This is a genomic window from Agrobacterium sp. LEGMi-208b (assembly GCF_059511785.1).
The window spans coordinates 941,935-955,714 of the sequence record NZ_CM183445.1 but is presented as its reverse complement, the minus strand read 5'-3'; the positions used below and the strand labels follow the sequence as shown (position 1 = coordinate 955,714).

Here is a 13,780-nt window from a genome sequence, read left to right as displayed (position 1 = left end):
CGAAAAGAAGCAAACCAGAGCCTGCCTCACGCGCGCAGCTCCTGAAACCGAACAACCACGCGCAAACCGGGATTGTTGTCCGCAAGCGTCACGGCGGAACCGTGTAATTCCGCTATGGCTTTGACAAGGCTCAGGCCAAGGCCGGATCCCGCGGTGGTTCTGCTTTTTTCGACGCGATAGAACCGGTCGAACACCTGCGCCCGGTCTTCATCTGAAATGCCCGGCCCGTTATCGGCGATATTTAACAGTACCTGTCCGTCTTCGCGTGATACGTCGAGCCAAATTCTTGATCCGACGGGGGTGTGTCGCATGGCGTTGGACAACAGGTTCGTCAATAATTGGCGAATGAGATCAGGGTCGCCATCGATCCAGCCGCCGTTTACGGCATCGCGCATCGTCAGCTGATAGCCTTCTTCTGCCGCAATAACCTCGTAGGTTTCGTAGATTTCGCCGACGACATCGCAAAGATCGAAGGCGGTGAATCGAGCCGTTCTGCTTCGCGCTTCGATCTGGGCAATCCGCAGAAGAGCGTCGAACGTATTGGCTATGGACCGCAACTCCTCAAGAGCGGTCTCGACGCCGATCCTCATCTCGTCTACCGCATGCGCATTGAGTGCATCCTCCAGCACGAGGAATGTCCGGCCGATCGGGGTCTTGAGGTCATGGGCGACGTCGGTGGTTACCTGCTTCAATGCCGCGACGCTGGATTCCAGTCTTGCCAGAGCCACATTGATTTCCGCTGACAATATGTCGATTTCATCCATGCGTGACGACACCGGAAGTCGTTTTGAAAGCTCGCCATGTCCGATAGCGTGGGCAATTTGCGTCAGCGACGAGATGCGGTGGCGCGTTCGGTACGCCAATATGGCGGCCCCCGCCATTCCCATGGAAAGAACGATCGCGGTCGCCCAGCCGAAACTGATGAGAACGATGCGGGCCAGTTCGTCGGTGTCCCCGGAGTTGATCCCCACCACGAGAGTGTTCGGCCCCAGGGGACCCTTGAAAAGCTTGTAGTGGGAAACACTGCCGTGATGGTCGTCAGGTTCAAGGATCGAATAACCGGATGGGGTGTCCGAAAACCGATTGCTTCCCGCCAGCAGTTCTCCCGCCGGGCTGCGCAATGCGTAGATGGTCTCCTGCCCCCGGATGGCGGGGCCATGATTGTCGATCATGTCCACGGCGCCCTGAAGGCCGCGTGCGTCGAAGGCCGATGCGATCTCCCGGTAACGCTCCTGGACATTGGCGTTCAGGCGTTCATCAAGGAAACTGACGACCATCTGATAGGCCGCGATGTTCGCGCCAAGCGATGCCGTGACGAACAGGACGATGTAGATGACCGCCAGCCTGACGGCGGTGCTCTTGAGAAAGCTACCGCCGGGCATGAAGCGTATAACCCGTGTTCTTGACCGTATGCAGAAGCGGCTGATCGAAAGGCTTGTCGATTTTCGCCCTCAACCGGCTGATATGTGTCTCCACGACGGAGCTTTGCGGGTCGAAATTGAAGTTCCAGATTTTTTCGAGAAACATCGTTTTCGTCAGGATTCGACCTTCGTTGCGCATAAGCAGTTCCAGAAGCGAGAACTCGCGTGGCAAGAGGTCGATCCGCTGTCCTCCGCGCGACGTTGTTCTGGTGACGAGGTCCATTTCGAGGTCGCCGACACGCAGGCGCGTCTTCTCCGTGGCAATGGGCGGCCGCCGAACGAGAGCATTGATCCTGGCCGTCAATTCCGAGAAAGCGAACGGTTTTACCAGATAGTCGTCGCCGCCGGCTTCCAGCCCTTCGACACGGTCATCAACACCGCTCATCGCCGTCAGAAAAAGGATGGGAACGCGTATCGAAGCCGCACGCAGGCTCTTGACCAGATTGAGGCCGTCGAGGCCTGGGATCATGCGGTCAACAACGGCGATGTCATATCCCCCATCCAGTCCCGCAGCCAGTGCGTCACGCCCGTCCCTGACCCAGTCGACCGTATGGCCAGCCGAGGTCAGCCCCTTCGTAATATAGTTTCCGGTTGTATTGTCGTCTTCTACAAGAAGTATTTTCATGGATGATGACGTTGCCTGAAAATTGGATTTTTTCTATGGGGCGGCTGGTTCTGGTCACGCCGTAAATCGGGCCTTATTGTGGCATTTCACGGATCTGCAGATTTACAAATTTGTATAGTTGGCGACAGGTGGCTGAAAATCCGGGGTTTTACTTTCACGATGCTGCAAGTCGCAGTGTTACCCGTTATGAGGATCTAGACCATGATCAAAAATCTGACCATCGCCGCCTTCGCCCTGATTGCCGCAACCTCTACCGCCTTTGCAAATGGTATTCTCAGCGACACTGCTTCGCCGATTGCAAAGATCATCCAGGATCACGCAAATGCCGGCGATACGGCGATATCAGCCTCCAACCCGGAAGTTCGTTTCCGCGTGCTCGACAACGGCATGGTCGAACGTACGAACAGCCGTTTCGACACCTCCATGATGATCGACCCGTCGGCCGAGCTTCGCGACCGCAACCGCCGATAAGCTTTATGATGACGGCACGCTCGGCGGTTAGAGGCCGCCGAGCTTATCCGCGTCGCGGCAACAACCCATATTACCGCGAAGCGTCAGCCGCATTACGGATGAGCGGCCGCAAAAACGAACTATATTGCGGCTTGGCGAGCGATGCGGATTTCAGCTTTTGCCGCGCTTCAAATGCTCGTCAAGCCTTGGCATGATCTCCACGAAATTGCAGGGCAGGTGGCGATAATCGAGCTGGGCCTTGAGGATGCCGTCCCAGGCATCCTTGCAGGCGCCGGGGGAGCCGGGCAGGACGAAGATGAAGGTCGCGTTCGCCACGCCGCCGGTCGCGCGCGACTGGATGGTGGCGGTGCCGATCTTGTCATAGGAGATGCGGTGGAAGAGGGCGGAAAACCCGTCCATGCGCTTTTCGAACAGCGACTCCAGTGCCTCCGGCGTCACGTCGCGGCCGGTAAAGCCGGTACCGCCGGTGGTGATGACCACATCCACGCCTTCAGAGAGCGTCCAGTCGCGCACGGTGCCGGCAATCGCTGCCCTGTCGTCAGGCACAATGGCGCGGGCCGCGAGCCTGTGGCCCGCTTCTTCCAGCCTTGCGACGAGCGTATCGCCGGATTTGTCATTCTCCAGCGTGCGGCTGTCCGAAACGGTCAAAACCGCAATGCCGAGGGGAATGAAGGGTCTATCGCCTGCCATGGCCTTATCCTCAAATGGTCCGCGTCGCCTGAAAATACCAGCCGGGACGTTTCTTCCGAAGCGATGTTTCCGCGTTTTGGGCGGCATCGAAGGAATGAAAAATCCCGAAACAGGTTGCTCCCGAACCGGACATGCGCACAAGCGCCGCACCTTCCTGCGAAAGCAACCCGATGATCTCCCTAATCTCCGGCAGCAACGCCTGTGCCGGCGGCTGCAGATCGTTACGGCTTTGGGCGAGGAAATCCATCCAGCCAATCGTCGCAGGGGCGGGCAGCGGTGGATTGGTCTTGTTCTGCAATCGCCGGAAAATCTCCGGCGTCGAGACCGCTTTCAGCGGATTGGCCAGAACCATGGATAGTTCCGGCAGATCGGTGATCGGTTCGATGTCCTCGCCGATGCCGCGCGCGATCAGCGACCGGCTCTCAAGGCACATCGGCACATCGGCCCCGAGTGTCAGCGCCATGGATGCAAGCGCATCCGGTGCGATCCCGGCACCCCAGTGCCGCAAAAGCCCCCGCAACGTCGCCGCCGCATCCGCCGAGCCGCCGCCGATGCCGGAAGCCACCGGCAGGTTCTTTTCAAGATGAATGGCGACCGGGGGGGCGGGTTGACGCGTCGATGCGAGCGCATCGCGCAGCAGGTCTCTGGCGCGGGTGACGAGGTTATCGCCGCCATCGCCGGCGCGCAAAAGATCGCCAAAGGGGCCCGAGATGGAGAAACTGTCGGCATCGGCGTCGCGAATGCGGATCGTGTCGCCGGCTTCGGTAAAGGTCACCAGCGTTTCGAGCAGATGATACCCATCCGCTCGCTGGCCGGTCACATGCAGTGCCAGATTGATCTTGGCCGGGGCCGCCTCGATGGTCTCGGTGGCCCCGGAAACCTCATGTCCGCGCATGCGGCGTCAGGATTTCTTGTCCGGAGTGGCAGCCGGTGCCGGAGGAGCCGGCGGCTGTGGCGCGACTTCCTTCTTGGCGGTATTTTCGGCATCTTTTTCCACCGGCGGCAGGCCGTTGGCGATCTTTTCCTTCACCTTGGCCTTGTCCACGTCGTCGCTGTCGCCGATCAATGCGCGGTTCCACTGATAAACCGCCTCGATCTTGCGGCCGACCCGCCAATAGGCGTCGCCCAGATGGTCGTTGATGGTCGGATCGCCGGCTTTCAGTTCGATCGCCCGCTCCAGCTCGGTCACGGCTTCATCGAAAGCGCCAAGGCGATAATGCGCCCAGCCGAGCGAATCGACGATGTAGCCGTCATTCGGCCGAAGTTCGACGGCGCGGCTGATCATCTTCATGCCTTCATCGAGATTGATGCCCTTGTCCACCCAGGAATAACCCAGATAGTTCAGCACCTGTGGCTGTTCGGGGTTCAGCTCCAGCGCCCGCTTGAAATTCGGCTCGGCCTTGTCCCATTCCTTCAGCCGCTCATAGGCGATGCCGCGCTGGAAGAAGACAGACCAGTCGGATTTCTGCGGCACGGAGCCGATCACCTCGATGGCCTTGTCGTAGTTCTCGGCCATCGCCTTGTAGTCCTTGGCATCGGAAAGCACGCTGCCATAGGCGAGATAGGAACGAATGTCCTTCGGATCGGATTCGAGCAGGGATTGGAGATGCTTGCGCGCCTCATCCACCTTGCCCGTCTGCGCGAGCGTCAGTCCGAGCTGCAGCTCGGAGATGCGATACATGGGGGAGTCCTTCGGCACCTCGCGGTAGAAGGCAATGGCGCGGTCAGGCTGTTTCAGCACTTCGGACAGGCCACCGAGAAGGATGAGCGTATCCGGGCTCTTGGGATCGAGCGCGCGCGACGTCTGCAGATAAAGCGTCACGATCTCTTCGGCGCCTTCGCGGTTCAGCGCGCCGGCGATGGAGAACATGACGCTGGCGGCGCCCTCCACGGCATTGGTGATCTGCTGTTCCGGCTTTTCACCATTTTCGATGGACTGGCGAAGCGCTTTCAGCGGCGCGTAATTCGGCGCGAAAGTGTCGCCGACCGCAATCGCATCCAGCGCCTTCTGCTTGTTGCCGGCGGAAGCCTCCAGCCGGGCAAGCGCCATCACCGCGCGCATATAGGTATCGGAGGCGGTTGCCCCGCCTTCGCGATCAGTCACTGCTTCATTGAGGCTTTTGCGGGCCGCTTCAGTATTGCCGGAAACGAGGGCAATGGCCGCCGCATTGTATTTCTGGAAGATCGAGATCCAGCCCGGGCCTTTCATATTGTTGACCAGCGCCAGCGCTTCTTTCGGCTTGCCGGAACCGGCACGCGCCCAGGCGGTCAAAAGCGTGTTGACCATGCGGTCGAGATCGTTCGGACCGGTATATTTCAGGGTTTTCTCGGCCTTGGTGAATTCCTTGTCCTTGATGGCGTCGAGACCGCGCACGATGGTCGTCACGCGCTCCACCGAGGTATCGTCCTTCATCGAATCGGCGATCTTGGCGCCGGCCTCGAAATTGCCGCTCAGAAGTTCGGCGATCATCAGCCGCTGGCGGATTTCCGTATTGGCCGGATCGAATTCCAGTGCCTTCTTGTAAAGCGAAATCGCGGTGGGATAATCCTGATCGACATCGGCATTGCGTCCGGCGAGGAAGGCGCCGGAGAAGGTGTTCACCTTGCCGGGATCGAACGTAACGGCCTTGTCTTCCGGTGTCGCCTTCGTCTCCGCAAAGCCGGGGCTCGCACCCGCGCCGATTGCGAGAGCAGCGGCAAGAGCCGCGCTGCAGAGAAGACGGAGTGCTGGTTTACGCCGCATGAGGGAACCTTTGCCTTTGTGCAGAAGCACGGAAAAATCAGTTTCCATTGTTGGTCACGATAGAATGGCTTTTTTGAAGCAGCCCCGCAAGAAATTATGGCCCCGGCCACAATCACGCCTTGCGGAGAAGCTGGCCCGGAACCTTGGGCGGACGGTCTTTTCCATCCGCCTTTCGCCCGGCCTGTGGCGTCAGTTCAGACGCTCGATGCAGAAGTCGATCACTTCCAGAAGCGCATCTTTCCAGGGGCTCTGTGGCAGCGGTGCGAGCGCATCGCGGGCGATGGTGCCGTAATGCGTGGCGCGGCCGATCGTATCGCCAAGACCGTTGTACTTGGTGATCAGGCCCAGCGCTTTTTCGAGGTTCTCGTCACTGCTTTCGCCCTTTTCGATGGCGTTGCGCCAGAAGGCGCGCTCGTCCTGCGTGCCGCGACGATAGGACAGGATGACCGGCAGGGTGATCTTGCCTTCACGGAAATCATCACCGGTATTCTTGCCGAGATCGGCGGATTTTCCACCGTAGTCCAGCACATCGTCGACCAGCTGAAAGGCGAGGCCGAGATTCATGCCGTAAGATTTCAGTGCGCTGCGGGTCGCCTTGTCGGTCTTGGCGACGATGGGGCCGACTTCCGCCGCCGCCGCAAAAAGGGCGGCCGTCTTGGCGCGAATCACCTGCAGATAATCGTCTTCGGTCGTTTCCATGTTCTTGGCGACGGAAAGCTGCAGCACCTCGCCTTCGGCGATCACCGAGGCGGCGGTGGACAGCACGTCGAGCGCATCGAGAGAGCCGACATCCACCATCATGCGGAAGGCCTGGCCGAGCAGGAAGTCGCCGACGAGAACGCTCGCCTGGTTGCCCCAGATGGTGCGGGCGGTGGATTTGCCGCGTCGCAGGTCGCTTTCATCCACCACATCATCATGCAGCAGCGTCGCCGTATGCATGAATTCCACGCTGGTGGCGAGCTTGATGTGGTGATCGCCCTCGTAACCGAACATCGAGGCCGACGCGAGCGTCAGCATCGGCCGCAGCCGCTTGCCGCCGGAGGAGATGAGATGGTTGGCCACCTCGGGTATCATCTGGACATCGGAACCGGCCTTGGAAAGGATAAGCTGGTTCACCCGTTCCATATCGGGGCGGGTCAGGTCGACAAGCGGCTTGACGGATGCGAGTTTGTTTTTGCTTTCTTCAAGCGGTATGACGACGCCCAAGGGACAGGACTCCAGTTCGAATTTGAATTCGACAATAAAAACTGACGCCTTGCGCGGCAAGGGGCGAATTGCCGCTAGCCATTCAAAAAGATGGGAATTTAAGGTCTATCCATGCGTGAACTGATCCGAACCAACGATGCCGTGCTGCTCTCCTTCGCCGAAAGCCTGATGAGGGATGCCGGCATCCATTGCCTCATCGCCGATCAGGCGATGAGCATTCTGGAGGGATCGCTCGGTCTTTTGCCGCGAAGGTTTCTGGTGGAAGAAGATCGCGCCGATCAGGCCCGCCGCATTCTCATCGATGCGGGGCTCGGCGACGAATTGCGCAACGAAGAGGCTTGAGCGGCGGTGGTCGACGGCATTTCCGAAACGATCGACGCCTTTCACCGGGGTCGGTTTCACATCATCCAGCCGAAGGGCAGGGGGCACCGGGCCGGCATGGACGCCATGCTCCTGGCGTCACTGGTGGCGGATGGGCGTGCCTGCCGGATAGCCGATCTCGGCGCGGGTGCGGGAGCTGCGGGCATGGCGGTTGCGGCGCGGCTCGAAAAGGCCGAGGTGACGCTCTACGAGCGCTCGCCGGAAATGGCGCAATTTGCCCGCCGCAGCCTCGAATTGCCTGACAATGCCGCTTTTTCCGCTCGGGTGAATGTGCGCGAGGCGGATGTGACCCTGCGGGCGAAAGCACGCGCCGAAGCGGGATTGCCCGATGATTATTTCCATCACGTGATCATGAACCCGCCCTATAACGATGCGGGCGACCGCCGCACGCCGGATGCCCTGAAGGCGGAAGCGCACGCCATGACGGAAGGCCTGTTCGAAGACTGGATCAGGTCCGCGGGCGCGATCATGGTTCCGGGCGGTCAGCTTTCCCTGATTTCAAGGCCGCAATCCGTGGCGGAGATCATCGACGCCTGCGGCAGCCGTTTCGGCGGCATCGAAATCACCCTCATCCATCCGCGTCCCGGTGAGGACGCGGTGCGTATGCTCGTCACCGCCATCAAGGGTTCCCGGGCGCGGCTGTCCTTCCGCGCGCCTCTCACCATGCATGAGACCGGCAGCCATGCCTTCACCCCCTTCGTCGATGACCTGAATAACGGCCGCGTTGCCTATTCGCGTCATGTAAGGGCAATCCGGCCCGCGTCGTAAATATCGTGGTTCCGCCAGCCGCAAACCATTGTGTTTTCCGGGGCGATACATACATCCGTGACGAACGGATAAATGCTGCGAGGATTGAGTAGTGGGTTTTCTGAAGTATCTGGTGCCGAAACGCTTTCGTAAAAAAGAGCTCGTCATCCCGGTGGTGCGCATGCATGGCGCGATCATGGCCAGCGGCAACCAGTTCCGCCCCGCCCTCAATCTCGCCTCCTATGCGCCGCTTCTGGAAAAGGCCTTCGCCGTCACGGATGCCCCGGCCGTCGCCATTTCGCTCAACTCGCCCGGCGGTTCGCCGGTGCAGGCGCGGATGATCTATAACCGCATTCGCCAGCTTGCCGAGGAAAAGGAAAAGAAGGTTCTGATCTTCGTGGAGGATGTTGCGGCCTCCGGCGGTTACATGATCGCGCTTGCCGGTGATGAAATCATCGCCGATCCCACCTCCATCGTCGGTTCGATCGGCGTCGTTTCCGGCGGTTTCGGTTTTCCGGAAATGCTGAAGAAGATCGGCGTGGAGCGCCGTGTCTATACGGCCGGCGAGAACAAGGTCATCCTCGATCCCTTCCAGCCCGAAAAGGAAGGCGATATCGATTACCTGAAGTCGCTTCAGGTCGAAATCCACAATGTTTTCATCGATATGGTCAAGATGCGCCGCGGCTCGAAACTGAAGGGCGACGAGGCGATCTTCTCCGGCCTGTTCTGGACCGGCATGCGCGGCCTCGACCTCGGCCTGATCGACGGGCTGGGCGACATGCGCGAGGTTCTGCGCCGCCGCTACGGCGAAAAGGTCAAGCTTCAGCTCGTCAGCGGCGGGCGCACCCTGTTCGGCAAAAAGGTGCCGGGCGTGAATGCGGCGCTGGACGTGAATGCCGAAAGGCTCGCCGCCGGCGCCGTCTCGGGGCTTGCGGAGGTCGCCGAAGAAAAGGCATTGTGGTCGCGTTTCGGTCTATGATGTCGCGGGAATAAAGCCTTATGGCGCAGCTCATTACAATTATTCTTCTGGTGGTGGGATCCGTCATTCTCTACCGCCGCTTCGTCCGCGATGCGGAAAAGCTTTCGGCGAAATCGAAACAGCGCGAGAAGGAACGCGAGACCGGCGCCATCGGCACGCTGATCAAGGACCCGGAAACCGGCGAATACCGCGTGAAGCGCGAGGATGAGGCGTAATTTTCCTGTAACGCGGAATTTGCTATAGTCTCTTTGTCGATAGGAGGCATCCATGCGCGTCACGAAATGGGGCGACAGTCTTGCGGTCCGCATCCCGGCGGATGTCGCGGAAGCTTTGCATATCAAGGAAGGCGACGAGGTGGATGTTGTGACCCCGACTGTACCCCTTGCTCAAACGCCGACTGAAGACGAACGGCGTCAGGCACTGGAGAAAATTCGGGCCCTCCGCTGGACCTTGCCGGCTGACTACAGGTTTGATCGCGACGAGGCGAATGAGCGTTGAGCGGGACGCCCTTCGTTGACACCAATATTCTGGTCTATGCTTCAACCTCCGACCGACACTCGGAGGTGGCCAATGCGATTATATCGCAGCCCTTCATCACCAGTGTGCAGGCGCTTAACGAGTTCTCAGTCGTAGCGCGGAGAAAATTGCGAATGGAGTGGAGCATCATACGCTCTGCTTTGGAAGATTTCAGAACGGCCGCCGCGCGGATTGTGCCGCTGGATGTGTCTATTCACTTGGCCGCGCTTGATGTCGCAGAGCGATACAGTGTCGCATTTTATGACGCCCTGATGCTGGCCGCCGCATTGGAAGCTGAAAGCGCCGTCTTCCTCTCCGAAGACATGCATGACGGTCTCACCGTCGAAGGGCGGACGAAGATCGTCAACCCCTTCACTTCCCGCCTCCACGCATAAAACCTTGACCCTCAGGCCACGCCGTGGCACCAGTCCGCATCCGAAGTAAGTCAATGCTTACTTGTCCTCCTAACGCCGCGATGACTGCAATGACCGATGTTCCCGACCATATGAACCCGAAGCGTTCCTTTCAGGCCCTGATCCTGACGCTGCACAATTACTGGGCCGACAAGGGCTGCGCGGTGCTGCAGCCCTATGATATGGAAGTGGGCGCGGGTACGTTTCATCCGGCGACGACGCTGCGCGCACTCGGTCCGAAGCCGTGGAAGGCCGCTTATGTGCAGCCGTCGCGCCGCCCGTCCGACGGCCGATACGGTGAAAACCCCAACCGCCTGCAGCATTATTACCAGTATCAGGTCATCCTGAAGCCCAACCCTTCCAACCTGCAGGAACTCTATCTCGGTTCGCTGAAGGCGATCGGCCTCGATCCGCTGCTGCATGACGTGCGCTTCGTCGAAGACGACTGGGAAAGCCCGACGCTCGGCGCCTGGGGTCTTGGCTGGGAATGCTGGTGCGACGGCATGGAAGTCTCGCAGTTCACTTACTTCCAGCAGGTCTGCGGCATCGAATGCTCGCCGGTTGCGGGCGAACTGACTTATGGTCTGGAGCGTCTGGCCATGTATGTGCAGGGTGTCGACAATGTCTACGACCTGAACTTCAACGGCCGCGAGGGCGAAGAGAAGATTTCCTATGGCGACGTCTTCCTGCAGGCCGAGCAGGAATATTCCCGTCACAACTTCGAATTTGCCGATACCGCCATGCTGCATCGTCATTTCATCGACGCCGAAAAGGAATGCCAGGCGCTTCTCGCCGCCGGTGCGCCCGGTGATAACGATAATCAGCGCCTGCACAAATGCGTGTTCCCGGCCTATGACCAGTGCATCAAGGCCAGCCATGTCTTCAACCTTCTGGATGCGCGCGGCGTAATTTCGGTCACGGAACGCCAGAGCTATATCCTGCGCGTGCGCACGCTGGCCAAGGCCTGCGGCGAAGCCTTCCTGCTGACGGATGCGGGCGGGCTGAACTGGAACAGGGCCGCCTGATTTTTGAAGGCAGATTCAAGCCGAAGCTTCTAATGAATTTGAAAGGCCGTTCTTGACGGCCTTTTATTTTGTGTTGATTGGTTATGTGAAACATCGTGATGGATTTGATTATGAATATTAGAAGCTTAGTTTTTTTGCCTATATTGATACTTACATGTTTCCTCGGCAAAGCTGCGGCTGCCGAGACGACTGAATGGATGAGCGGCAATGATGCTTTTCGCCGAGCAGACAAGCTGCGTAGTTTCGGAATGATCGTCACCCGCATGGATTGCAAGGACAGCGGCCAACGGACTCTCGATGTCGGTAGCGCGCTCGTCCGCATGCACTACACGCAAAACTCGAAAATGCTCGACTGGAGAATAGACGGCTGGAATCATCTGGGTGAGAACAAGGACTATTGGGCCGAACGTGGCTACAGGCTTGCCTCACACACGGTTTTTGTAAGGAAAACATCCGGTCTGAGATTATACTGCACCGTCTACAATAAATGACGCGCAGCACTGGTTGCGGTTTTGTCCTGCTGGCAAAAACGGACAGAATGAGCGAAGCCCCATGACTTTGCAGCGATGAGCGGCTATCGTGCGCGCATCGAAGCTGGGAATCGCAATTCATGTTCATCACGCTGGCAATCATCGCGGCAATCGCGCTTTATGTCGTCTTCATCTATAACGGCCTCGTCAAGGCGCGGCAGATGAAGGAAGAGGCGTGGTCGGGCATCGACGTGCAGCTGAAGCGCCGCGCCGATCTCATTCCCAACCTCATCGAGACCGTGAAGGGTTATGCGGCGCATGAAAAGAGCACCTTCGAAGAGGTGATCAACCTGCGCAACCGGGCGCAGGCCGTGCCGGCGGGCGATGTTGAAGGCCGCGCCCAGGCGGAAGGGCTGCTGTCGCAGGCGCTCGGCAAGCTTTTTGCCCTCGCCGAAGCCTATCCCGATCTCAAGGCCAATACGAATTTCCTGGAATTGCAGCGGTCGCTCGAAACCATCGAAGGCGAACTCCAGATGTCGCGCCGTTACTACAATGGCGCCGCCCGCGATCTCAACGTCAAGGTGGAGAGCTTCCCGTCCAATCTGGTCGCCGGCCAGTTCGGTTTTGCCAAGGCGCCCTATTTCGAGATCGAGAACCCGGCCGACCGCGCCGTACCGACGGTGAAATTCTAAGCGCACTGCTCTCCCGACGGCTTAAAACTTCCCGTTCAAATTCCGATAATCCGGCCCCGTGCCGCATTCTTTGACAAGACGACAATCATGATCGAACTGACCATCACCCCGCCCGACCACCCGCTTTCCGGCAAGGTCGAGCCGCCCGGCTCCAAGTCCATCACCAATCGTGCGCTTCTCCTGGCTGGTCTTGCCAAGGGCAAAAGCCGGTTGACCGGTGCACTGAAAAGCGACGACACGCTTTATATGGCTGAAGCCCTGCGCGAGATGGGCGTGAAAGTCACCGAGCCGGATGCGACGACCTTTGTGGTCGAAGGCTCGGGCGCACTGCAGCAGCCGGAAAAGCCGCTTTTCCTTGGCAATGCCGGTACCGCCACGCGCTTCCTTACTGCGGCCGCAGCACTTGTGGATGGCGCCGTCATCATCGATGGCGACGAGCACATGCGCAAACGCCCGATCATGCCGCTGGTGGAGGCCCTGCGCTCCCTCGGTGTCGAGGCGGATGCCCCGACCGGTTGCCCGCCCGTCACCGTCTGCGGCAAGGGCACAGGGTTCCCGAAAGGCAGCGTCACCATCGACGCCAACCTTTCCAGCCAGTATGTCTCGGCGCTGCTGATGGCGGCGGCCTGCGGCGACAAGCCTGTCGATATCATCCTCAAGGGCGAGGAAATCGGCGCGAAAGGCTATATCGATCTCACCACCTCAGCCATGGAAGCCTTCGGCGCCAAGGTGGAGCGGGTCAGCAACGCCATCTGGCGCGTGCATCCGACGGGTTACACGGCCACCGATTTCCACATCGAGCCGGATGCCTCCGCCGCCACCTATCTCTGGGGCGCGGAGCTTCTGACCGGCGGCGCGATCGATATCGGCACGCCGGCCGACAAATTCACCCAGCCGGATGCCAAGGCCTACGACGTCATGGCAAAGTTTCCGCACCTGCCCGCCGAAATCGACGGTTCGCAGATGCAGGACGCCATTCCGACCATCGCGGTTCTGGCCGCCTTCAACGAGACGCCGGTGCGTTTCGTCGGCATCGCCAACCTGCGCGTCAAGGAATGCGACCGCATCCGTGCCGTCTCGCTCGGCCTTAACGAAATCCGCGACGGTCTGGCGCATGAGGAAGGCGACGACCTGATCGTGCATTCCGATCCGGCACTCGCCGGCCAGAAGGTCAAGGCCTCCATCGATACCTTTGCCGACCACCGCATCGCCATGAGCTTTGCGCTGGCGGCCCTGAAGATCGGCGGCATCGCCATCCAGAACCCTGCCTGCGTCGGCAAGACCTATCCCGGCTACTGGAAGGCGCTTGCCTCGCTCGGCGTCGACTATACCGAAAAGGAAAGCGCTGCCGAGCCGCAGCATTAGAAGAACGGTATTGGTTTTCCGTCATTCCGGCCTTGA

General features: G+C 59.6%; 17 protein-coding genes. 11 read left to right on the top strand and 6 right to left on the bottom strand.

Translation table 11 applies throughout. The features are described from left to right. Positions 1–26: 26 nt before the first annotated feature. Complete coding sequence (locus AC5YUO_RS04765; RefSeq protein WP_496154439.1) at positions 27–1,382, bottom strand: sensor histidine kinase; 1,356 nt, start codon at positions 1,380–1,382, stop codon at positions 27–29. Beyond that, positions 1,369–2,046: a winged helix-turn-helix domain-containing protein gene (locus AC5YUO_RS04760; protein WP_400818289.1), complete on the bottom strand. Its 678-nt coding sequence runs from the start codon at positions 2,044–2,046 to the stop codon at positions 1,369–1,371. The genes AC5YUO_RS04765 and AC5YUO_RS04760 overlap by 14 nt, the downstream gene beginning before the upstream one ends. A 201-nt stretch (positions 2,047–2,247) precedes the next feature. Here AC5YUO_RS04760 and AC5YUO_RS04755 point away from each other — a divergent pair, with 201 nt between their 5' ends. Continuing rightward, the gene (locus tag AC5YUO_RS04755) at positions 2,248–2,517 is read left to right on the top strand and encodes a hypothetical protein (protein WP_496154438.1); all 270 of its coding nucleotides are present in this window, start codon (positions 2,248–2,250) and stop codon (positions 2,515–2,517) included. Between the two features lie 150 nt (positions 2,518–2,667). Here AC5YUO_RS04755 and moaB read toward each other — a convergent pair whose 3' ends face one another. The 4 genes from moaB to AC5YUO_RS04735 all read right to left on the bottom strand — a co-directional run bounded on the left by moaB (position 2,668) and on the right by AC5YUO_RS04735 (position 7,156). Beyond that, entirely contained in the window at positions 2,668–3,207 is a 540-nt protein-coding gene (gene moaB, locus AC5YUO_RS04750) for a molybdenum cofactor biosynthesis protein B (RefSeq protein WP_496154437.1), read from the bottom strand. A gap of 10 nt (positions 3,208–3,217) precedes the next feature. After that, positions 3,218–4,102: a 4-(cytidine 5'-diphospho)-2-C-methyl-D-erythritol kinase gene (locus AC5YUO_RS04745; RefSeq protein WP_496154436.1), complete on the bottom strand. Its 885-nt coding sequence runs from the start codon at positions 4,100–4,102 to the stop codon at positions 3,218–3,220. A gap of 6 nt (positions 4,103–4,108) precedes the next feature. Beyond that, positions 4,109–5,950: a tetratricopeptide repeat protein gene (locus tag AC5YUO_RS04740; RefSeq protein WP_496154435.1), complete on the bottom strand. Its 1,842-nt coding sequence runs from the start codon at positions 5,948–5,950 to the stop codon at positions 4,109–4,111. A gap of 189 nt (positions 5,951–6,139) precedes the next feature. Then, positions 6,140–7,156 (bottom strand): polyprenyl synthetase family protein, encoded by a 1,017-nt coding sequence (locus AC5YUO_RS04735; protein WP_400818300.1) that lies wholly within the window; start codon positions 7,154–7,156, stop codon positions 6,140–6,142. Positions 7,157–7,267: 111 nt separating this feature from the next. Between AC5YUO_RS04735 and AC5YUO_RS04730 the strand changes: the two genes are divergently transcribed. The 10 genes from AC5YUO_RS04730 to AC5YUO_RS04685 all read left to right on the top strand — a co-directional run bounded on the left by AC5YUO_RS04730 (position 7,268) and on the right by AC5YUO_RS04685 (position 13,744). After that, the gene (locus AC5YUO_RS04730) at positions 7,268–7,498 is read left to right on the top strand and encodes a putative signal transducing protein (RefSeq protein ID WP_020813603.1); all 231 of its coding nucleotides are present in this window, start codon (positions 7,268–7,270) and stop codon (positions 7,496–7,498) included. A gap of 6 nt (positions 7,499–7,504) precedes the next feature. After that, positions 7,505–8,305 carry a tRNA1(Val) (adenine(37)-N6)-methyltransferase gene (locus AC5YUO_RS04725; RefSeq protein ID WP_496154434.1) on the top strand — a complete coding sequence of 267 codons (801 nt, stop codon included), beginning with the start codon at positions 7,505–7,507 and terminating at the stop codon, positions 8,303–8,305. Between the two features lie 91 nt (positions 8,306–8,396). Beyond that, the gene (locus tag AC5YUO_RS04720; protein WP_496154433.1) at positions 8,397–9,263 is read left to right on the top strand and encodes a S49 family peptidase; all 867 of its coding nucleotides are present in this window, start codon (positions 8,397–8,399) and stop codon (positions 9,261–9,263) included. 20 nt (positions 9,264–9,283) lie between these two features. Further along, entirely contained in the window at positions 9,284–9,478 is a 195-nt protein-coding gene (locus tag AC5YUO_RS04715; protein WP_004432742.1) for an NfeD family protein, read from the top strand. 52 nt (positions 9,479–9,530) lie between these two features. After that, positions 9,531–9,761: an AbrB/MazE/SpoVT family DNA-binding domain-containing protein gene (locus AC5YUO_RS04710; protein ID WP_496154432.1), complete on the top strand. Its 231-nt coding sequence runs from the start codon at positions 9,531–9,533 to the stop codon at positions 9,759–9,761. Then, positions 9,758–10,174: a PIN domain-containing protein gene (locus AC5YUO_RS04705; protein ID WP_496154431.1), complete on the top strand. Its 417-nt coding sequence runs from the start codon at positions 9,758–9,760 to the stop codon at positions 10,172–10,174. Before AC5YUO_RS04710 ends, AC5YUO_RS04705 begins: the two co-directional genes overlap by 4 nt. An 80-nt stretch (positions 10,175–10,254) precedes the next feature. Beyond that, positions 10,255–11,217 (top strand): glycine--tRNA ligase subunit alpha, encoded by a 963-nt coding sequence (locus AC5YUO_RS04700; RefSeq protein ID WP_020813609.1) that lies wholly within the window; start codon positions 10,255–10,257, stop codon positions 11,215–11,217. Between the two features lie 110 nt (positions 11,218–11,327). Beyond that, the gene (locus AC5YUO_RS04695; RefSeq protein ID WP_496154430.1) at positions 11,328–11,708 is read left to right on the top strand and encodes a hypothetical protein; all 381 of its coding nucleotides are present in this window, start codon (positions 11,328–11,330) and stop codon (positions 11,706–11,708) included. Positions 11,709–11,827: 119 nt separating this feature from the next. Next, positions 11,828–12,379 carry a LemA family protein gene (locus AC5YUO_RS04690; protein ID WP_404500556.1) on the top strand — a complete coding sequence of 184 codons (552 nt, stop codon included), beginning with the start codon at positions 11,828–11,830 and terminating at the stop codon, positions 12,377–12,379. An 87-nt stretch (positions 12,380–12,466) separates the two neighbouring features. After that, the gene (locus AC5YUO_RS04685; protein WP_496154429.1) at positions 12,467–13,744 is read left to right on the top strand and encodes a 3-phosphoshikimate 1-carboxyvinyltransferase; all 1,278 of its coding nucleotides are present in this window, start codon (positions 12,467–12,469) and stop codon (positions 13,742–13,744) included. Positions 13,745–13,780: the final 36 nt, after the last annotated feature.

Bases quoted from the DNA above. Each gene is read 5' to 3' on its own strand.
- AC5YUO_RS04745 (WP_496154436.1), bottom strand. From the start codon at position 4,102: ATGCGCGGACATGAGGTTTCCGGGGCCACCGAGACCATCGAGGCGGCC.
- moaB (WP_496154437.1), bottom strand. From the start codon at position 3,207: ATGGCAGGCGATAGACCCTTCATTCCCCTCGGCATTGCGGTTTTGACC.
- AC5YUO_RS04755 (WP_496154438.1), top strand. From the start codon at position 2,248: ATGATCAAAAATCTGACCATCGCCGCCTTCGCCCTGATTGCCGCAACC.
- AC5YUO_RS04710 (WP_496154432.1), top strand. From the start codon at position 9,531: ATGCGCGTCACGAAATGGGGCGACAGTCTTGCGGTCCGCATCCCGGCG.
- AC5YUO_RS04695 (WP_496154430.1), top strand. From the start codon at position 11,328: ATGAATATTAGAAGCTTAGTTTTTTTGCCTATATTGATACTTACATGT.
- AC5YUO_RS04685 (WP_496154429.1), top strand. From the start codon at position 12,467: ATGATCGAACTGACCATCACCCCGCCCGACCACCCGCTTTCCGGCAAG.
- AC5YUO_RS04765 (WP_496154439.1), bottom strand. From the start codon at position 1,382: ATGCCCGGCGGTAGCTTTCTCAAGAGCACCGCCGTCAGGCTGGCGGTC.
- AC5YUO_RS04740 (WP_496154435.1), bottom strand. From the start codon at position 5,950: ATGCGGCGTAAACCAGCACTCCGTCTTCTCTGCAGCGCGGCTCTTGCC.
- AC5YUO_RS04760 (WP_400818289.1), bottom strand. From the start codon at position 2,046: ATGAAAATACTTCTTGTAGAAGACGACAATACAACCGGAAACTATATT.
- AC5YUO_RS04715 (WP_004432742.1), top strand. From the start codon at position 9,284: ATGGCGCAGCTCATTACAATTATTCTTCTGGTGGTGGGATCCGTCATT.
- AC5YUO_RS04700 (WP_020813609.1), top strand. From the start codon at position 10,255: ATGACTGCAATGACCGATGTTCCCGACCATATGAACCCGAAGCGTTCC.
- AC5YUO_RS04730 (WP_020813603.1), top strand. From the start codon at position 7,268: ATGCGTGAACTGATCCGAACCAACGATGCCGTGCTGCTCTCCTTCGCC.
- AC5YUO_RS04690 (WP_404500556.1), top strand. From the start codon at position 11,828: ATGTTCATCACGCTGGCAATCATCGCGGCAATCGCGCTTTATGTCGTC.